17 protein-coding genes are annotated in these 19,952 nt (G+C 54.2%); 6 read left to right on the top strand and 11 right to left on the bottom strand.

The genetic code is table 11. The annotated features are described in order from the left end of the window. The first annotated feature begins 29 nt into the window (after nucleotides 1-29). The gene (locus HQL65_00160) at nucleotides 30-527 is read left to right on the top strand and encodes a hypothetical protein (GenBank protein ID MBF0134630.1); all 498 of its coding nucleotides are present in this window, start codon (nucleotides 30-32) and stop codon (nucleotides 525-527) included. A 276-nt stretch (nucleotides 528-803) separates the two neighbouring features. Here HQL65_00160 and HQL65_00155 read toward each other — a convergent pair whose 3' ends face one another. The 3 genes from HQL65_00155 to HQL65_00145 all read right to left on the bottom strand — a co-directional run bounded on the left by HQL65_00155 (nucleotide 804) and on the right by HQL65_00145 (nucleotide 5,519). Next, the gene (locus tag HQL65_00155) at nucleotides 804-2,591 is read right to left on the bottom strand and encodes a type II and III secretion system protein (GenBank protein MBF0134629.1); all 1,788 of its coding nucleotides are present in this window, start codon (nucleotides 2,589-2,591) and stop codon (nucleotides 804-806) included. Between the two features lie 11 nt (nucleotides 2,592-2,602). Continuing rightward, nucleotides 2,603-4,141 (bottom strand): AAA family ATPase, encoded by a 1,539-nt coding sequence (locus HQL65_00150; GenBank protein MBF0134628.1) that lies wholly within the window; start codon nucleotides 4,139-4,141, stop codon nucleotides 2,603-2,605. A gap of 175 nt (nucleotides 4,142-4,316) precedes the next feature. Then, a complete protein-coding gene (locus HQL65_00145; protein ID MBF0134627.1) occupies nucleotides 4,317-5,519 on the bottom strand; it encodes a hypothetical protein in 1,203 nt (400 codons plus the stop codon). Here HQL65_00145 and HQL65_00140 point away from each other — a divergent pair. From HQL65_00140 to HQL65_00120, 5 genes are all read left to right on the top strand, one after another. Further along, nucleotides 5,518-5,790, top strand: a complete 273-nt coding sequence (locus tag HQL65_00140) for a hypothetical protein (protein MBF0134626.1) — start codon at nucleotides 5,518-5,520, stop codon at nucleotides 5,788-5,790. The genes HQL65_00145 and HQL65_00140 overlap by 2 nt on opposite strands. Nucleotides 5,791-5,800: 10 nt before the next feature. After that, on the top strand, nucleotides 5,801-6,625 hold the full coding sequence (locus HQL65_00135) for a prepilin-type N-terminal cleavage/methylation domain-containing protein (GenBank protein ID MBF0134625.1): 825 nt from the start codon (nucleotides 5,801-5,803) through the stop codon (nucleotides 6,623-6,625). A gap of 13 nt (nucleotides 6,626-6,638) precedes the next feature. After that, entirely contained in the window at nucleotides 6,639-7,418 is a 780-nt protein-coding gene (locus HQL65_00130; GenBank protein MBF0134624.1) for an ABC transporter permease, read from the top strand. Nucleotides 7,419-7,731: 313 nt separating this feature from the next. Further along, nucleotides 7,732-8,703, top strand: a complete 972-nt coding sequence (locus HQL65_00125) for an Rpn family recombination-promoting nuclease/putative transposase (GenBank protein ID MBF0134623.1) — start codon at nucleotides 7,732-7,734, stop codon at nucleotides 8,701-8,703. A 39-nt stretch (nucleotides 8,704-8,742) separates the two neighbouring features. Continuing rightward, nucleotides 8,743-9,120 carry a hypothetical protein gene (locus HQL65_00120; GenBank protein MBF0134622.1) on the top strand — a complete coding sequence of 126 codons (378 nt, stop codon included), beginning with the start codon at nucleotides 8,743-8,745 and terminating at the stop codon, nucleotides 9,118-9,120. Between the two features lie 45 nt (nucleotides 9,121-9,165). Here the strand turns inward: HQL65_00120 and HQL65_00115 are convergent, their stop codons facing one another. The 8 genes from HQL65_00115 to HQL65_00080 form a co-directional block, all read right to left on the bottom strand. After that, the gene (locus HQL65_00115) at nucleotides 9,166-11,625 is read right to left on the bottom strand and encodes a hypothetical protein (GenBank protein ID MBF0134621.1); all 2,460 of its coding nucleotides are present in this window, start codon (nucleotides 11,623-11,625) and stop codon (nucleotides 9,166-9,168) included. A 16-nt stretch (nucleotides 11,626-11,641) separates the two neighbouring features. Then, the gene (locus HQL65_00110; GenBank protein ID MBF0134620.1) at nucleotides 11,642-12,706 is read right to left on the bottom strand and encodes a hypothetical protein; all 1,065 of its coding nucleotides are present in this window, start codon (nucleotides 12,704-12,706) and stop codon (nucleotides 11,642-11,644) included. Beyond that, on the bottom strand, nucleotides 12,703-13,248 hold the full coding sequence (locus HQL65_00105) for a hypothetical protein (protein ID MBF0134619.1): 546 nt from the start codon (nucleotides 13,246-13,248) through the stop codon (nucleotides 12,703-12,705). Before HQL65_00105 ends, HQL65_00110 begins: the two co-directional genes overlap by 4 nt. A 717-nt stretch (nucleotides 13,249-13,965) precedes the next feature. After that, nucleotides 13,966-15,693: a glycosyltransferase family 39 protein gene (locus HQL65_00100; GenBank protein MBF0134618.1), complete on the bottom strand. Its 1,728-nt coding sequence runs from the start codon at nucleotides 15,691-15,693 to the stop codon at nucleotides 13,966-13,968. Next, on the bottom strand, nucleotides 15,675-17,381 hold the full coding sequence (locus HQL65_00095) for a hypothetical protein (GenBank protein MBF0134617.1): 1,707 nt from the start codon (nucleotides 17,379-17,381) through the stop codon (nucleotides 15,675-15,677). The genes HQL65_00100 and HQL65_00095 overlap by 19 nt, the downstream gene beginning before the upstream one ends. A 1-nt stretch (nucleotide 17,382) precedes the next feature. Continuing rightward, nucleotides 17,383-18,078, bottom strand: a complete 696-nt coding sequence (locus HQL65_00090; protein MBF0134616.1) for a glycosyltransferase — start codon at nucleotides 18,076-18,078, stop codon at nucleotides 17,383-17,385. A 98-nt stretch (nucleotides 18,079-18,176) separates the two neighbouring features. Then, on the bottom strand, nucleotides 18,177-19,247 hold the full coding sequence (locus tag HQL65_00085) for a radical SAM protein (GenBank protein MBF0134615.1): 1,071 nt from the start codon (nucleotides 19,245-19,247) through the stop codon (nucleotides 18,177-18,179). Nucleotides 19,248-19,392: 145 nt separating this feature from the next. After that, the gene (locus HQL65_00080) at nucleotides 19,393-19,908 is read right to left on the bottom strand and encodes a hypothetical protein (protein MBF0134614.1); all 516 of its coding nucleotides are present in this window, start codon (nucleotides 19,906-19,908) and stop codon (nucleotides 19,393-19,395) included. Nucleotides 19,909-19,952 lie beyond the last annotated feature (44 nt).

The following is a 19,952-nucleotide window of genomic DNA, read 5'->3' as shown; positions in this document are numbered from 1 at the left end:
TTCCGGCAGATCCAGAGGTTCCGATTGTCTTGGCTTTTTTGACTGTTTCGGTGATTCGGATTGTCTTGATGGTTCCGACGCCCCGGGTAATTCCGACTGTTTCGGTGATTCCGATTCTTTCGATGATTCAAAAGGATTCGATGATTCAGGCGATCCTGGTTGTCCAGATGATTCCAATGTTTTTGATAATTCAGACGATCTTGATTGCCTTGATGGGTGCAATGCTTTTGAAAATTCTGGAAATTCGGATTGCCTTGATGAATCGAACGTTTCCGACAATTTCGGCGTTTCGGATAGTCTTGATGAATCGAACGTTTCCGATAATTTCGGCGATTCGGATTGTCTCGATGAGTCCATCGCTTCCGATAGTTCGGGCAATTCTGAACGTCTCGAAGATCCTGGCGTTCCCGGCAATTCCGATTGTCCCGATTGTTCCGGTTGCATCGGTAATTTCGGCAGTTGCGGAAATTCAGACTCTTTTGACAATTCCGACTGTCTTGTTGGTTCCGACATTCCCGATTGCCTGAAAGAAGTCGGGTTGGTGCTGACCTTGCCATTTTTTCGCAAGGTCAGATAAGCTTCCATGCTGTCGCTGGTCGAATCTTCAGATGGCACATTGGCCGGCGACTGCGAAGAGGCATGGTTTTCCGAAGAAGACGATCGTGCCGGTGACTGTGAAACAGACGGATGTTCCGGGGATGACGGCAAGACTGTCGGTTGCGGAACAACCTCCTCCCGGGATTGTTTCTTTCCGGGAGCCTCCTTGCTCTCCTCTGTCTCGCGCAATATGTCCAGTAACAGGCTCATGGAATTTCTGGGGATGGGTTCCAGGATCCGGGCAGGGGTTCCTTGTCCGACAACAGAATGCGTTCGTGATCATTCAACATTTTGTCCGGTTCATCCAGGATCACGGGGCGGAGGAATATGACGAGTTCGGTCTTGGTGGCACGTTGGGTACGAAAACTGAACAAATGACCAATAATCGGCATCCTGGCCAGGATGGGGACACCGTCTGTGGTTTGTCCACGGGAATTTTCCATCAGGCCACCCATGACAGCCACCTGGCCATTGGGAACTCTCAGTACCGAATCCATCTCCTGGACCTGAACCACCGGTACTTGTGGCGGTACGTAATTCTGAATGTTGCCCAGATTGGCGCGCAGATTGGGATCTGGATTGTCTACCCACTTGGATATGCGCTGAATCGTTGGACGAATGTTCAAGGTGATGGTATCTGTTTCACCGATCTGGGGTGTCACCTGCATGATAAAACCGATAGGGACGGTCCGAATCTGGGTCTCGGCTATGGCTGCCATGACCAGTTTATTATCTTCATACCGGGGAGGTGTCACTTTAATTTGAAAGTAGACTTCGTTGGTGGTGACTCGCAAAATGGCCGTCTGGTTGCTCAAAACCGTAATGCGCGGCGAAGACAGTACCCGGGTATTGCCAAATTGGGACAGCATGCGCACCGTGGCGGAAATGTCCCGGTCTTTCATGAGCCACGAAAGAAAAGGCATATCCTTGAGACTGATGGAGGCACGCGGTGTAGCGGTCAACTTGTTGGCCATGAAGGAGAGATGATTGCCAGTATCTTCTGCGCCATTTCTGCGGTTGACGAGTGACCAGTCAATGCCCCCCTGATATTGATCGGACAACTGTACCTCGGCGACGGTGGCCTCGATCAACACCTGCCGCCGCGCACTGTTGACCACCCGGTCGATGAATTCCCGGACCTCCTTGTGTTGATGGGAGGTTCCCATGACGCTGATGATCCCCGTGGCCTCGTTCCAGATGACGCGGGAGGCATTGGAGTCACCGGCATCTTTATTGTTGGGATCCACTTCAGCGCCTACGATGCCCCGGATATTGGTGATCAGGTTTTTCCAAAAATCCATGGCAGAGGAGGTGCCGAGATTGACGGTCGAACTGTTGGTGATCCCTTGTCCGGATTGATCCGACGAGGCCACCGTCGTCGAAATATGCACATCCGATTTGACGTTGCGCACGGATGACACATAATCCACCCGATAGTTGCGCCGGACGGGAATGTCGGGTCCGACGACAATGTTTCCCTCCTCGATCCGGTACCAGATATTGGCCTGGCGGGCAATCCGATCCAGAATCCGGGGCAGGGTCTGATCGATGGCATTCAATGTGACCTGCCCGGTGATATCAGACAAAATATCCACGTTCAGATTGGCATCGCGTGCCAGGGCAAAGAGAACTTCCCGTACCGGAACATCCGTGACCACCACCGTGTAGGTGGACTGGGGGGGAATGGCCTCATCTCCGGGAAGAAACGAAGAGACCTTGACGGTCCCCGGAATGGTATCGTCTACCAATGTATCGGATTTATTATTTTTGACCACGGCCTGGTCGGGTGTGGTACCGCTTGCAGATGTGCCGTTATTTGATACGGCAGTGTTCTGACCGGCGTCGGATGACCGGTTCGTATCCGAGGGGGTCTGGATCGCATTCGTATCAACCGATGGCAGCGGGACGCAGCCGGAAGTTGACAAGCCAACCACCCCCACAGCGGTCAACATCAGCAGGAAATTTCCCAGGCGTCTTTTTGTGCGCTGCAACATGCAAAACCGCCTCATCCATGGAATCTGGCCAGCCGATACACTTTTTCCCGTGCCTGCTGCACGGGAATGACATAGGGGTGCTGGGTCTGCATGACCTTTGCCAGGCGTTGCACAATATTCTCAGCCTCCTGCCAACTGGAAAATTCGTCCAGAAAGACAAGCAGGCGATTGTCCAACAGGCGCATGACATGCAGTTTCCGTTGCCGGATCTCCGGTATCAGATCCAGCATGTTTTTTTCAAAATTCGCCAGGATGGTATCACCGGGAAGCACCATCAACTGGATGGTGAAATGGGCATTCTCGCTTGTTTCGATCCAGGAGTGTGCTGCAAGAATTCGTTCTTCATAGGGATCCCCCCTGTTCATATAGGGATGAGAATCATATGGAGCAGACCGTTTTCCGGGAAGTACATATTGGCCCTTGTTTCGGGACGACGGGAAAGTATCCACCAGGGGCATTTTTTTTCCGGTCAGGTCGCCCTGAATCGCGGGAATGTCAAGAAACGACAGAAAAACATCATCCGGTGAAGAGGACAGCAGCCCGGAAGCAGGAGTAAATGTCTTGGAATCATCCTTGGACCGTGCAGTGCGCACGGAAATGAATCCTGGATCTTTTTCAATTCTCGTTCCGGGGAGAGAATCCGATAGGGCACTCTGGAAATCCTGGAATTTTTCGGCTGTCTGTGGGGCCGTGTTGCCCCACGAATGCAGAAGCGTCCCTCCCACAATCACGGCCATCAGGCCAGCAGCCGCCAGCATGGGGCGGTACCATGCCAGGGTACCGGGAAAAAATTCACTGGAAGCGATGGCTGATCGGACATGCCGGGTGTGTACCGTCACCGCAAGTTCCGTAAAGGCCGCAAGCAACGCCTTGTGTGCCAGTATATTGATTTTGCGAATACTTCCGCGTGATATCAAAAACAGGTGCCGGACTGCACGTTTGGTAAAGAGTTGTTGTCCCTGATAGCCCGTTGCCCACAACCGGCGTTGCAGATAGTGTTCCGTCTCCTGCAACGACAAGGGCGATAAATGAAAGCTGGTCGTGATCCGTTCAAGAAATTGACGATTTTCATGCGCGGCCAGAATCCGGTCCAGTTCCGGTTGCCCGAACAGCACGATCTGAAGCAACTTGGTGCGGGTGGTTTCCAGGTTGCTCAACAGGCGCAGCTCTTCCAGGGTGGCCATGGGCATGCCGTGAGCCTCTTCGACCAGGACCACGGCCTGCCGACCGCTCCGATGCAGGGCCACCAGATGGTTCAGCAGGAGTTGATGATTGACCGTCTGGTTCCCGGATGGGTCAGGCGTCAACCGGAACTCCTGCAAAATGGTGGTCGCCACCTGGGCCGGGGAAATGTGTGGATTGATCAACATGGCCACTTCCACCTGCCCGGACAAATGCTGCCCAAGGGTTCGGCACAGCATGGTCTTGCCGCTGCCCACTTCGCCGACCACCTTGACGATTCCTTCTCCAGCCAGGATGGATTGGATCAACATTTTCAGGATCAATTCACGATTTCCGCCACCGAAAAAAAGTTCCGTGTCCGGTGTCAAGGAAAAGGGATCCCGCTGTAATCCGAAATGGTGCAGATACATGGTTGGCCACTCGCTTCCTGATACATCACCCATCTTGCCAACAGGCCCACACAGCTTGCCCCTGGTTCAATCGGTGACCCACAAGGGCAAGAGAGAAATCACAGCCCGATCACGCAAAAAGGAAGCCAACCCATCAGCCGGAGCGCCGCGCCAGGTCCAACCACCACAGGGAAATGCCGTTGAGAAGAAACATCAAAAATAAAATGATCATTAAAACATTTCGAGTATCATGCAATGAATACTGCAAAAAATCCACATGTACCATGCCGATCTGGAAATCATCCGGGGATGGTTCAATGAACTTTTGCAAAATATTGTTCAGCTCGTCCGCCATGGCATCAAACTGCTTCATGAGTGGATTGCCATGGGGTGCCCCTCCTTCAATGTAGGCCGTGGCCATGGCCAGGCCGGTGGCATAATATCGTTCAAAATGAGGTTGCAACTCCACAATACTTTGCGCTTTTTGTCGATCATTCATCTCCTGGACCATTTTCTGGAATTCAGCCTGCGCCGACAAAAACCTGATTGCTCTTGAATGTGCATTTTCCCAGCCGCGATTCAATCCATCTTGACCGCGGGTCACAGAAATATCGGTCAGCCATTGTTGTATTTGGACGACCTGGGTTGATAAATCCTGGGCGAGCAGACCGGTCTGTTGCGACAGATTGTTTTTTGGACGGTTTTTGATCAGATTTACATGGAAATTCTGGAAATGGGTCCGAATTTCAGTGCCCATCAAATAGACCCAGAGTCTGTCAAGCGCACCAGAAGCAACCGGATCACTCTCTTCCGGATATGGGTTGGCGGAAAAAATAACGGCGGATTCTTCAGAAATTTTTGTCAATTCGTCGGCCAGGGCATCGGCTTCTGCGTCAAAACGCCTCATGATCTCATTGCCACGCAGGGTGCCGCTGTGGATATAGGCCTGCGCCATTTCGACGCCCGTACTGTGAAAGAGTTGAAAGCGGTTGCCCAGATCATCCAGGCTGACTGTTGAGCTCATTTTTCCATGCCAAGGTCCGGAAAACAGGAGTCTGAGCTGGGCCAATCGACCCTGAAATGATTCAGACGCCTGCCACGCCCGGTCAAAACCGTCATCCAGGCCGTCCAGACCCATGGTTGCGGATATGTCGGTCAGAAACTGCTGAACCTGAAAGACATCGTTGATCATCCTGTTGGTTTGCATGACAATGTGGGTCGCCAGATGTTCATTGACCAGGGCCAGAAAACGCCCATGATACATATGGTGATTGCGCACATTGAGCAGGGCAACCAAAAGAAGGAAAAGAGAAATCACCACCGCGGCCACAGGTCGCAGGCTGGAGGCTGAAGGCATGGGTCCACCCGATTGTTTTGATTGGTACCGACACCATTTACATGGCTTGCATCGTTTTTTTTGGGGAGTAGTATATCACCCGGCACCGGCCTGTGCCATCGCCTTGTTGGCTGTCAGGACGGCGTTCCCGGCAAAAACGAGTCGGAAACGTACCGGAACCGGTTGCAGCATGAATTTCAAAGTTTTGATTTTAAACAACTTTGTATTAAATGCATGGCTGGTTTGGATTCTTGCAGAGGACTTGAAAAACCTGGAATATTCATGCGGATGAAGGAATGCCCATGTCGGCGACAAGAAGACGCAACCGGAAAAGTATGCAGATATCTGGATTTTTGGGCTGTTTTTCTGTGCCAATCCGGGGAAACGTTGCCGGTTTCACCTTGATCGAAATGGCCATCGTCATGGTGATTGCCGGTCTGATGCTGGGTGGGGCGATCAATGCCATCCATGCCCAGTCCCTGAAACGCCGCGCTGAAAAGACCCACGACCAGTTGGTCGAAATCAAAGAGTCCATATTTGGTTTTGCCCTGGCCAACGGTCGCCTTCCCTGCCCGGATACCGATTTTGATGGCCTGGAAAATCAAACGGCGGGAGTGACCTGTGTCGCCAATGCCAGTGGACTGTTCCGGGGATTTATTCCCTGGAGAACCCTGGGAGTCGCCCCCGTGGACCCCTGGAGTCATCTGTTCACCTACCAGGTGACCGGTGTGTATGCCGATGATATTTCTCAGAACAGCTATAATGGTTGCAATGCCCCCACCAATGCCACATCCGAGACATCCTCTTCTTTTGCATTGACCTGCCCGGCGGGGGTGACCGATGGTGATATCACCATCAGGGATTCCCGCGACTCGGCCAATCCGGTCATCGGCAGAGTGATTGCGACCGGCATTCCGGCAGTATTCATGTCCCATGGTGCCAACAGCTTTGGTGCTTTCACCCTGAATGGCAACCAGATTTCCACCGCCGGTGCCCAGACCCTGGAGGAACAAACCAACTTCGATGCCACCAGCAGTACATTCAGCCGGGGCGGGGACGATGTCGTCATGTGGATTTCACCCCTGGTCCTGAAATTTCGCACGGTGCAGGCCCGCCGACTGCCTTGATGTGCTTCCTGCCATGCCTTCCGTCTGGTCCGCCCTGCTTCACCTGGCCCGTTTCACCCTCCAAGAGGCGTTACGGGAACGCCTGATCCGCACCACGCTCCTGATGATTGGGCTGGGTTGGGTGTTGGCGGTCTATTTGGACCCTCTGTTTTTGATCGAAACAGAAATGGCGCAGGTTGCCATTCTGGGATTTTTGTTGCGGTTGGGAGCGGTGTTTCAGATGGCAGTCCTGGTCACTTTTGCCGTGAGCCGGGACATTCAACGCCGGGGAATCGACATGCTCCTGGCCTTGCCCCTGCCGCGTTCGGTGCTGTTTTTGGGCAAGCTGGGGGGATTTGCCCTGGCTGCTCTGCTCCTGGCCCTGGTGAGTGGCCTGGCCCTGCTCCCGTTTGCCCCTTTTGGCCAGGTCTGGCTCTGGTGCATGACCCTTGCCGGGGAGTTGACCCTGATCGCCGCTCTCTCCCTGCTTCTCGCCCAATCCATCACCCACGCCACCCTGGCCTTGACCCTGACGGCGGGTTTTTATCTTCTGGCCCGCTCCATGGAAACTTTTTTGCTGCTGGCCCGCCAAGCCGCCCATGCCGACCCCCATTGGACCAATGTGGCTGCCCAGCAGGCCCTGGCCTTCATTGCCGGATTTCTCCCCAGCCTGCAACGTTTCACCGTGACCGACTGGCTCGTGTACCACACCGGCTCGGTCAGGGACCTCGTCACCATCGGCATCACGACCGTTATTTATCTATTTTTGTTGACGATTATCGGCTTGATTGATATTCACAAAAAAGAGTTTTAGCCCGTCTTGCGCATGTGATCCTGACCTGTTGGCTCATTTGGCCCGATTCCGGTTCCAGGTATACCGGTCCAATTTCGGGTATTTCGGCCCGATTCTTCCGGTACTTCGGCAAACCAGGATGACAGGACTACCTGCCCGAAACCCAGGTCCGGGTATTCCGGCAGGATCAGGATGACAGATTTCGATGGACTGGAGGGGTGAAATCCTGGACAATCCAGAATCAGAGAAATAGCCTCAACTTGGTTTGGCTCCATATCATCTGCACACTTCAGAAGTTGTTTGCATTCCAGGACCATGCAAAGAGTATGTTGAAATGACGGATCACGACGGTCTTTACCATCAACTCTACGAGCATCCGGCCATGATGGCGGATCTGATGCAGCAGTTTGTGACCGAACCATGGGTTCAGGATCTTGATTTGGCCAGGATGGAACCTGTCAAAACCAAATTTCAGGTACCCGGGTTGCCCAAACGGACCAGTGATATCATCTGGCGCATTCCAACCAAATCTGGATCCGATGTTTATTTATTGGTATTGCTGGAGTTACAGTCCAAGTCAGACCGGTGGATGGTCCTGCGCGTGATCGTGTACATGTGCCTGTTGTGGCTCCAATTGTTGCACGAAAAACGCATTCCGGCCCAGGGACCTTTGCCACCGCTCTTTCCTATGGTACTGCACAATGGCGATACTCCCTGGCTGACACCGGTTTGTTTGCAAGCCTTGATTGACCTGCCTGATGGCTCGCCACTCTGGAAATATCAACCGAATGGTCGTTTTTTCCTGATTGATGAATGCCGTTTCCTGACTGAGGATCTGAAACGACGTAATTCAATGTCGGCATTGGTGTTCCGGGTTGAGCAATGCCACTCTCCAGAAGATCTGCCCATGTTGGCAGAAGCTGTCATTGCGTGGCTTGAACATCATCCGGAATTTGCAGAACTGCGACAGGTTCTGGCCTCTATGCTCCTGAACGCCATGAATGTCTTAAGCAGCGACAATTCTCTGCCAACGGGTAACCCCATTGATTTGCTGAAGGTGCCATCCATGTTACAGACCAGAATGGAAACCTGGAGAGACGTGAAACAAAAAGAATGGCGGCAAGAAGGTGGAGCCGCTATTTTGCTGCAAATTCTCCAGCGTCGTTTCCCCGACTTGCCAACCTGGGTTGCGACGAAGGTGCTTGCATCGGATCTCGATAGGCTGCGTGCGTGGACGGATCTGGCAATGGATGCCCACTCGTTGCAGGATGTATTTGGTAACGAGGCGAGCGGCGGAACGACGTAATCTCAACGTAAAAATGGAGCAAGAAATAGCAAGTTATTCATGTTGGCCCGTTTATCTCGGTACCGCTTCGGCGAATTGCCCATGTGGGAGGCTCCTCGCCCAATCCGTCACCCACGCCACCCTGGCCTTGACCCTGACGGCGGGTTTTTATCTTCTGGCCCGCTCCATGGAGACTTTTTTGCTGCTGGCCCGCCGGCCGCCCATGCCGACCCCCATTGGACCAATGTGGCTGCCCAGCAGGCCCTGGCCTTCATTGCCGGGTTTCTTCCCAGCCTGCAACGTTTCACCGTGACCGACTGGCTCGTGTATCACACCGGCTCGGTCAGGGATCTTCTTGCTAATGGCATCACAACTGTCATCTATTTGTTTCTGTTGACGGTTGTTGGCTTGATTGATATCCACAAAAAAGAGTTTTAAAGGCTATCCAGGATAAACAGCCTTTCGGTTCAAGGTGGACGCAGGTCAATTGACAAAATCACGCAAAAACTGGTAGCGCCGACGATCATAGGGCAGCATGGAACGGAATTTGTCTTTGATCGCCTGGTCGGTCAATTGAAGGTTTAATTCTTTGGCAGATTCCTTGCGTTTCTGTTTATCCTCTGTAGTCCACCAGTTGGTTGCCAGCACGATGGCGCGGATCAGGAAGGTCACTTTGACAGGGACGATATCCTCCTGTTTGTTTTCGATGCTTTTTTCCAGGCGTTCGACCCAGGGTCGATAGTCGGAGGATGGCACAGATTCGGGAGTTTCTTTTTGCTGCAACAGGGCTGCCATCAACAGGTTGGTGATCAGTTTTCGTTCCACATGGCGAATGACCCATATGTCTTCTGTTGAATATTGATCATGCAGTGAACGGATCAGTTCCTTGAATAATGCTTCGGTCTCTTGCAGGGAGAGAACGTTTAATTCGACCGGTATTTTTTCATCGCAAAAAATTCTGAACAGGTGCGCAGAAACATTCAAGGCCAGGTCTTCTGCGTCAAAACGGAGTGCTGTGGTGATGGTTGGAGATAAACGGTTCAGATCCATCTTCAGGCACTCTCTGGCGGTATCCAGGTGTTTTCGTACCTGCAACAGATCGGTCACATGTTTTGCACTGCGTCGGACAGCCACGGCCTGCATGTAGGCGGCTTCCCGACCTGTGATATGTTCGTCATCCCTGCGTTCTGCGATGATATAGGCCCGTTTGGCTTGAATGTTGGCGACTGGCCATGCCCCTTCCATGGCAAAGAGAGTGGCAAATCCCAGGTGGTAGGTGTAGCAAGAGGGATCCTCCAGGCGCAGGGCAGTCAAGGTTTGATGAAATTTTACGGCATCCAGTTTTTCATTCTTTTCCCGGGCTTGTTGGATCAGGGTCAAGAAAGGCAGTTTCATGATGAATTGCCTTGCCTCCGGCAGGCTGCCGAAATAGATGGGCGGCGGGTTTTGGGTGGGTATTTCGGTGCCCCGCATACGCTGAAACAGCAGACTGTAGCCGGCCAGGGTGGCCATGTTGAAGCACGCCTGCCAGTTGGTCTCGATTTGTTCATCTACCAGGGCCTTGAGTCCCTGACGCAAATCATCCAGGTCTTGCGTGGCGGCAAAAAGCCGCTGGAGTTTCTGATGATTGGCATGGGATGCAGAGGTGTTTTTCAACGACGGATCACTGAAAGGGTGAGCCAATTGTACCGAAAACCGGTATTCATCCCAGCGTTTCTGAAAATCCCCCAACAGGTTGGGTTGGGTTTCCAAGGCATCCCGTGCGGCTTCTTCCAATTTTTTTCGGTCGCCTTCGTCGGGATCATATCCCTTGGAATGGGACAAGAAAGTATCCAGCCAATCCAAAAAGCGCTTTTTTTTGTGTTCCTTTTGATCGTCACTCCGAGAGGCTTCATCGACAGAGGGGAACAACACGTCCGGTTCAGCCAGGTAGGCCCTGGGATGGCGCAGGTAGAGATCTGCAAAGGATTTTTCAGGTTGCGTGCCCTGCAAGTCATGTTTGTGTCTGCTGGCGACGCGAAACAGTTGCATGGAACCGGTTAGCAGGACCAGACGATGTCTGGTATTTTTCAGATGCTTGTTGGTCCATTCGATCCAGGCCAAGAGTTCGGCATCGCTGTCAAATTGGTTCAAAATTCTCTGAAATATGTCACATTGATTCACGCCGGTTCTTTGGATGAATTCCTCTTCAAGGCGTACAAACCATTGTTCTTTGAGAAGGCCGAATGAAACTTTTTCAGCCACCTGATCGGGTTCAGAGAATGCTTCAGCAGGGAAGCCCAAACGAACGGCATCCGGATTGTTTGCCAAATCCTCAATTCCAGACATGCGTTGCCGGTCCAGCAAATAGGAAAAACGCAACAGTTCCCTGTTGGCTCCCAATCCGAAGAGAATGGAATTGATGTTGGGGGCATTTTGTGCCAACCGTTCCCGGCGCAGGTTGTCATCGGCCACCCCGGACAAACCTGCATAAATTTGTTGGAGTTGTTGCAATTCATCCGTTGCTTTTATTTGTTCCAGGTCGGCATCCCTGGCAATGCCCAGATAGACCCGGCGCAACTCTTCCCGGGTGGGAGGAAATACCGCCATGGGTACCGGTCCAGTGATGTGGAAAAAAATATGGTTGGCCAAGGCCTGGCCCAATGCGATGGTGGATGTTTTGCTGCTTTCGTCCGAGTTGTCACCTGGAAATATTTCGGCATATCCATCCCGTGGCCCTGCTCCATCTCCAGAGATACCATCTTGAGGGATACGGGAGATTGACATATCTTCTGGAAGCAGATAGAGCTTGGCAATATCTGTGTCGATGGCATACCATATCTGGCCGTTTTGATCATCGGAGAATTTTTGGTCATCAAGCCAGGGTTCCATCAACTGCCGTTGCCGGGCGGCTTCCTGGAACAGGTCGGCAAGTTTCCGATGTTGTTCGTTAAAATGGGTCATGATCCTGATCCCTTTTTTATGCGGCCCGTTTTTTTCTTTCTACGATGGATAAAATATTTGCACTGGTCTGGCTGGGCATGGCTTGTTTTGTAAACCAATCCTGTTCTACAAGAGTCCCTTTGAATCTTGACCACCCCAGGCTGTGTACCATTTTTGGATGGATGGGGTTGTCAGGACTTTTACGCAAGAAGAATTCCAATATTTCTGCATGGGGTTCCTCCCGGCATTCCAGAACAGGAATATCTTCATTCATTCTTGAAAAAAGGGCCTGCATCAGCCAATGATCCTGCGCAAGGGCTGTTTCCCGGTCTGTCTGACCCTTCAGGGTGATCAATCCTTCCAGGAGTTGCAATGGTCCTATGGCAGCAAGCAGCGCGACAGCCAATTGACGTTGTTGGTCTTGTTTTACCCTGTAATGGGAGAACTGACGGTTCAACATGGGACGCAGCCGGTTCATATGAGCGACAAACTGATCGGGTTGGATCCGATTCAAGGCAATCAGGGCTGTGGCCGCATGCGGATAGGGGGCAGCGAAGGATGGAGACTGGATCAACTCGTTCAGGCATGGTAAGGCATCCGAACGAGGCGCGGCAAGCTGGGAAACAGCCAGCATGGATTCGGTAAAGAGAGTTTCCGCATCCTTGTCGGGCCATCGAAGCAGGAAACCCTGCCGAATGCGAAAGGCGAGAACCGGAAATATTTCCGGAGCGGGAAGACGCACGGCCAGTTGCAAAATTCGTTGAAATAAAGGCAGATTTTCAGGCACACGTTCCAGGGTGGCCAGGAGATTGGCCGTCGCCTGGCGAAAATCCGCCTGTCTTTGCGAATCCTGGCGGTTGTAAAACGCCTTCAAGGCGGCGGCAAGAGAGTCGTGGCGATCAACAATCGCTTCCGCTCCAGGGAAAGCCCGGGAACCCCACCCATCCATGAGGTAACCACGCAGTCCTGTGTGGAGCCATCGTTCAATTCCGGCTGGATTGGATTCGGGCGGTCCAGGGTTTGATACTGGAGCAGCTCCTATCTCCCATGACTCTTCCGGCTCATCCCAGGGATCGACGGGTTTTGTTGAATTTTGTCTCATGCCAGCAACTTCCGAATCCGTTCCATCATTTGTGGGATACCACCATGTCTTTGACACAATCTTTTGGCAAAAATTGCATCATCGTCGATTCCCTGCTCAATGCCTCGTTCCGGACCACAGAAACCAAGGGCCTGTACATCCAATTCGGGCAGGCTTGCCACGGGAATGGGCCGAACCACCCGTTCAGGCAGTCCGTCAATGTTTATTTCTTTGGCGGCAAATGAAGCCAGATTGGCTGTATAACCCCAGGGATTGGTGGTTCCGCTGGTTCGATGGCTGGAGTGGGCCATGTGCCGCCGATGGCTGCCGGCATCGGCCACAGTGGGGCGGCCATGATCCTGTTTTTGTACCACCGCTTTTGGCAGACTCAAGGCCAGAAGCTGACTGTTGGAAACATGCACCAGGCCGAGAAGATCGCGCAGTTTATTTGCAGGCCGGGGATGTTTCCTGAGTTCAACGGTTTCATCTTCTGGAGTTATCCAAAGCACCTTGGCTGGATTGCCAATGGTAGAGGCATTTCCGTTTGCGTCCTGGAGTTTCAAACGAATCCTGGTTTTGCCGAGAGGCCTCCAGGAATCCCACGTTGCCGGATCCGGGTCCAAAATTCCGTGCAACCACGCTTCACCGGAAAGTCGCACCTTTTCATCAGGGGAGATCCTTTCTTCAACAAAGTCCCTGGCGTCGGTGATACTGGCATATCTGTCTATGGGTGGTTTTCCAGGCAGGCGGCGTTTGCAGTGAAGACGGAACCCTTCCGGCCATTCGGAACAGGATACACCGTTGCCAGGAGACCCGCAGGCAGTGTCAAAACTGTCCCGGAGTATATCTGCCTCGGAAGGTGGCGTAAAAGGTGACTGACCAGATTGCCGGGCATTTATCTTTTGCCGCTTATATGCCCGCATCCAGCAGAGAAGCAGGGCTACAGCAAATTTTTTTTTGAACAGTCTTTGGTCCATGCCATCCAGAAGGTTGCACAGGATGATCCAACCTGTCGGATTGTCGGCAATTCTTTTCAGGTATTGCCATTTTTTATCATTTACGACATTTTTTTTCATTTTTGTTGATTATGATTGTAAGTCAAGCGGGTAATGAAAGAAATATTGAAAGAAAATCTGACCCTAAATAATGAAACCAGCCGAGTGTGTATCATGCAGAGCCGGCAAATTGCAAAGAAATATTATCACATGAAATCCATTGCCTGCAAATGGGTCCGTCTGGCGAGGTTGTCCAGGCAGGTTTGGTTGACTGTTATTTGTTTTTTAATTTGTTGTCTGCCTGGATTGCAGCGCATCGGAACGCGGGGGTCGCAGGCGATAGAGGGCATACCGATAGTCCATGATCCAATGTTCTTCCACCAGGTCATGGGGAAAGGTATCGAGTATCTGGCGACAAAAACGTTTTTGCTCCGGGTCGGCGACGTTGCACCAGAAATTAAAGTGAAAATAGACCCCGCCACGGTGGTTGGGATGCAACGTCATTTTGTAATAGTTGGGATCGGCGAGCAGCAGATAGGTTTGAGTGGCATCGAATCCCCAGAGCTGGAACATGTTGGGATTGTGGGTCAGGACCAGGGATTCCGGGGGAAGCCTGGAGGCCATGGCGCGGGCCAGGCGGTGATCGGCCCTGGCGGCCCAGGCTTCATAGGATGTGGCACGCACCTGCGGCAGATGCAACAGGTGCGACAGGAACATAACCACCCCCAGCAGGCCAACGGCCTTATGACCGGTCAGGCGGGGTCCCCGCTCCAGCAGACGGGTGATCCGGTCACCACCCGCGCCAGCCAGAACGGCCAGGGGGAGGGCGGAAACCACGGCATACCGGATGTCGGCCCCATAGGTGTAGCTGCCGGCGTAGAAAAATATGAAAACACCCCAGAACAGCAAAAACCAGACTCCAATCAGGAGTCGATCCGGCCAGCGTTTTCCAGGCCAGAACAGGCCGAACAGAGCCAGGATGGTCAATAAAAGCGGAAACTTGCGATTGTCGAAATAGTGCCAGCCATTGACCGGGAGATTCAGGGCAAGATAATCGAGACTGTAGGGTTTGCCGGAACTGCCCCAGGGGTGGTTGTGAAACAGTTCCATGTGCAGTCCGACCGGCAGGGCGAGCAGCAGAAAAAGGGCCAGATAAACCAGAAAGGCCGGCTGGAACAGGGTTTGAGACCGACCGGTCAGGAGAATGAGCAGGACCAGGGGCAGGATCAAAATGGATTCAGGCCGAAAATGGAGTGCAAAAGCCGCCAGGGCCACCAGGGGCAGGAGGCTGACGGTGGTTTTTTCGTGGAGATGAAAAAAGGTGGCCAGAACCACGGCAGCGACGCTGACGGCGGCCCCGGGTTCGGCGGCGGTCGAGTTGTACCAATGGAGGTTTTGCGGGGTGATGATCGCGGCGAGGGCAGCGAACGTCCCGGCCCGCCAGGAACCCCCGACATGCCGGCCAAGAAAAAATACCGTCACGGCAGCCAGACCCAGGAGCAGATTGTTGAGGAGAAAGCCTGCCGTTTCCGAAACCCCGACCAACCGGAACATCTGGCTGGCCAGAAAGGGAAAGCCGTTGGGCTGCTTGTTGTATTCCCAGCGGTCACAATGATAGACGCCGTGTTCCGTGCCGCCGGAGTTGCACATTTGTGCCCGGCCCAGATGGGTCATGTTCTGGGCAATGTTGAGATAAATATTTTCATCGTAATAGATGCGGTGGGTCTGGGGAGCAACCAGGGCCGGATAGAGGGTACCTGCCACAAAAATGAGGGGCAGACCCCAGGCAACCTGCCGGGGCATGTTTTTGCACAGGGTGCGCACGGCATCCAGATTGAGGAACAGGCCCAGGAGGATCAGGAAAAGGGTTCCGGTCAGAAAGGGGTTGGTCCAGGTGATCAACCACTCCTGAAGTTCCGCGTTGGGCAGGAAAACGAGCAACGCCAGGGCATGGATCAAAACGGCAAAGCCGGTGGCAGCCAGAAAAATGGGAATCATGCGGGGGTATGGCATCGGGTGATCACATGGTGGCCCATGATGAGACAGGGCAGGGATGTGGTTTGAAAGGTGCGGATGGCATCGGCGGGGGTTCGGACCAAAGGTTCGCCATGGGCGTTGAAGCTCGTGTTGAGCAGGATGCCCAGACCGGTCCGTTTGTGCAAGGCCAGCAAAAGGCGGGCGAACGGATCCTGGCCGGGGGCCACCATCTGCGGGCGACAGGAACCATCCTGACCCGAAACGGAGGCGAGTCGTTCCCGGTAGGCTTCCCGGAAATGGTAGGCGGAGGTCATGAAGCGATCCGGCGGCCCCTGCCCATCGACCAGCAATCGTTCGGCTTCTGTTTCCAGCAGACTCGGGCAGAAGGGTTGATACCAGGTCCGTTTTTTCAGGGTGACATTCAACTCCCGGCGCAGGCTGGGCCGGTCGGCAGGGGCAAGAATGCTGCGTCCTCCCAGGGCACGGGGACCATACTCCATGGCTCCCTGGAACCAGCCCAGAATGGTGCCTTCTGCCAACAGGCGGGCGGCCTCAGCGGCGGGGTCGTCCACCCGGCGCTGGCGCAGGTCCGGAACAGCCTGGATGGCGGCGAGGATGGTGGCTTCGTCGTATGAGGAACCGAGTTGGAGATGGTCCAGTGGTTGGCAGGGAACCGAAGGTGCCACAAGTCGATGCTGGTGAAGTGCCGCCCCGACGGCCAATCCGCCATCGCCCATGTGGGGAAAGACATGACAGGCCTCGACTCCCGGCAGGGTACGAATCAGGCCGTTGATTTTAATGTTGGCGAACAGGCCACCGGCCAGGACCACATGGTGTGCGCCGGTCCGGGCGATGGCGTTCTGCACCAGATGCAGGACATGGTGTTCCAGGGTGCGTTGCGCCATGAAGGCAAACTGTTCCGAGGGGGTGGTCCAGAGCGTGCGGGCCAGTTGCCGATACAGGGCCTGTCCGTGCAGGCGGCAGGTGATGGTCAGCCCGGAGACCTGAAACAATGCCAGCAGGGGATTGCAGGCATCGGGAACAGGCAGGGCATGGTCGGCCAGGGCCATCACCTTGCCTTCGTCTTCCAGTTCCCGCATGTTGAGCAGATTGGTGACATGTTCAAAAAAAATTCCCAGGGAGTGGCAGGCCGGAATCCTGGCCAGGGGGTGCAGGCGTTCACCGTCGTAATGGTGAATGCTGCCGGACAGGCCATCGCCGACGCCGTCCAGGGTGATGACCACCGCATGGGCAAAACCACTCAAAAAAGCCGCCGAGGCGTGGGCGGTATGATGATCGACAAAGGCCAGAGGCGCGGCATGGATGCCCATGGTTTGCAAGCGCCTGGTGACTGCGTGGCGACTCAAGGCCAGGGTGAAGGCATTGCCGGGCCAGGTGGTGAGGCGATATTTCAGGCGTTTGGTCAGGCTGGAGCGCCAGCCCGGTGGAGCGAGACGCCGCCGTACCCGGTAATGGGTCTCCATGGAAGAGGGAAGCCAGCGGCCCAGGGTTTTGGCCCAGTCGTGGGTGGAGATGGCCACATGGTCGATATCTCCTGGAACCATCCCCCGGATGTGCAGACACTCCCGGATGGACCCGGCGGGGAAGCCAATCTCCAGCTTGCGGCGGGTGAGGCGTTCTTCATTGATGGCCACGGTCAGACGTCCCTCTTCGATCAGGGCCGCGCCGGCATCATGTCCATCCCACAGGCCGAGAATGACCATGTTACTTGAAAAACATGTATTTGATTAAAGAATAGACGTAACGGAACGCCACGCGCCACAGGCGAATGTTGGACTCACCGTAGCGCCGTTTATGTTCATGGCTGGGAATTTCCAGCAAGCGGGCGCGGCGGTGCAGGGTTTTGATCACCATTTCCTGCTCGATGGTGGTGATGGTCTCCTGCAAATCCAATTGTCGCAATAAATCCATGGTCAGGGCACGAAAGCCGTTCTGGCTTTCGCTCAGGCAGGCCTTGAAACGCCAGTTGATGCAGGCGGTGATGAAGGCGCTGCCGGCCAGTCGGAAAAATTCGCTGAAGGAGCCGTGGAGTTCACTGGAGCCGCCGATCAGGCGTGAGGCGTGGACATGATCGGCGCGTCCCTCCCGGAGAGGGGCCACCAGTTGGGGAATGTCTTCCACGACATGAGAGCCATCGGCATCGATGAAGACCACCAGGGGAGTGGTGATGTGGTGAATCGCTTCCCGGATGGCGGATCCCTTGCCGTTGCGGGTCACGGTGATCACCTGGGCACCGGCGGCGGCGGCTTTGTCACCGGTGCCGTCGGTGGAACGGCCATCCAGGACCAGAATTCTGGTTGCAAAACATTGGCATCTTTGAACAATTTCCACGATGGTGGCGGCCTCGTTTTTGGCGGGGATGACAATGGTCAGGTCAGAGGTGTCGTGAGGGTCGGCCATGCCTGAAAGAGTCCCCATGAAAAACGAATGAAAAAAAATAAATGCCGGACCGGGATGGAAGATCGGGAGACAACCGCCTGTTGCCATGCAAGCCCGGTTCAACGGCCATTGTACAGGAACCCTTGCGCCAACAGCGAGGGATATGCCTCGCACGGACTCCAGCATTGGGGACACTCTCCGGTCTGGATGGCGGTGCGGACGGAGCGGCATGCAGCCAGAATGGGGGCCAAATGATAGTCATGATTCCGGATTTCACCCAGGGGCCGGTTCCAGATGGTGCAGGGATAGACCGTACCCGAGGGTCCCAGAAAGACCGAACTGGCCAGGGCCTGGCAGGGAACGGGATTTTTTCCCTGATCGAGAAATATCGGGGCCAGGCGCAAGAAGCGGTTTTCCAGCACGGAGACCGGATCCAGAAAGCGGGCGGGTCGGTGTTGCCGGAACCAGGTCAGATCCTGGAGGTATTGTTCTCTGGGGAACGGGGGCCACTCCCGGCGCGTGTTGTCATAGTAATGGGCGGAGCTGTGGGCCAGGTTCAGGTGAAAGTCCTGGATGGCGAGGCCCGGCAAACGTTCCTGCGCCGCCCGAACCGTGGCTGGAAACGCGCCGGCATTCAGATGGGAGAGGGTGTAACCGAAAAATATACGGAACCCGGCGTGGCACAAGGGGCGCAATGCGGCATAAAGGCGCAGGCAGGCTTCCCAGGTGCCAGGGCGTCCGCGCAGCCGGTCGTGCAATGCCGGTGGACCATCCAGGCTGATGGTGAGGGTAAAAAGAGGCGGAGACAGGGCCAATACGGTCCGAACCAGGGTGGTGATGCCGGGCAGGTCCAGACCGTTGGTGGGAATATGCAGATGAAACAGGCGGTGTTGGTGCCGGATGACAGCCTGAACAATCTCCAGGGCATCGGGGCGTTCCGTCAGTTCACCGCCGGTGAGATCAATCCAGGAAAAATGAGCATTGCGGGTCAGGAAGGAGATGATTTCATCCGTGGCCAACTCGCTGGATTGGGTCGATTTATTCCAGATGCCGCAGAGGGCACAACGGGCATTGCAGCGGTCGGTGACGGCAAAGGTCAATTTATAGGGAAAGGCTCGGTCAACCAGATTGGCCCGGAGAATGTCCATGGCCAAACCCAGGCGGCGCGAGAAAGGAGAGATACCGGTCATGCCAGGTTGCAAGTATTAAAATTCAATAAAATCCGGCCTGTTTTTCATACGTTTTCCAGGGAGAGTCCTGCATGGCCGACAACTTTTTGATGGCGACATGGGCCATGTGTTGCCAGAATGGAATGATGCTGGTGGTGACACCTGTTTATTGCCTGATCCGTTCCTGGAAAACGGCTTCCAACGATGTGGCATCCAGGATATTTTCTGTCCACATATCGAGCATTTCCAGAGTGGCACCGCCCAGTCTGGCATGGACCCATTCCGGTGTTGAGCCAAAACGACGTTGAATCAGGAGGAGCAGGGTGCGCTGTTCACCCTTTTTTTCGCCGATCAGGATTCCCCTCTGTTCAATGTCTTTTTCCCATTTATCGATATAACGTGTCAGCATGATGACAATCTCCTCAAGCTCTACAGGAACGTGCGGGCGGGGATCTTGTTTCTTGACTCGTTCCAGAGCCACGATCAGCAGTTCCCGGAACAGACGTTTCACGGGTGGACCGTCTGGATGCTTGTCAAACCAGACGACCAGGTCACGACTGGCATCCAGGACCAATGCAGGGATGACCGGATGCTGTATTCGAAAGAATATGGCGGTCAGGGACCAACGACCTTTCAGATCCTGATCCGGGTATTTTCCTTCGTCGATCACATGGTACCGCATTTCCGGCTGATACTGCCACAATGGTGAACCTGTCGGCAATCGGA

The organism is Magnetococcales bacterium (genome assembly GCA_015228935.1).
Classification (GTDB): domain Bacteria; phylum Pseudomonadota; class Magnetococcia; order Magnetococcales; family DC0425bin3; genus HA3dbin3.
Note: the sequence above shows the minus strand (reverse complement) of the source record. Positions and strands in the feature narration are given on the sequence as shown.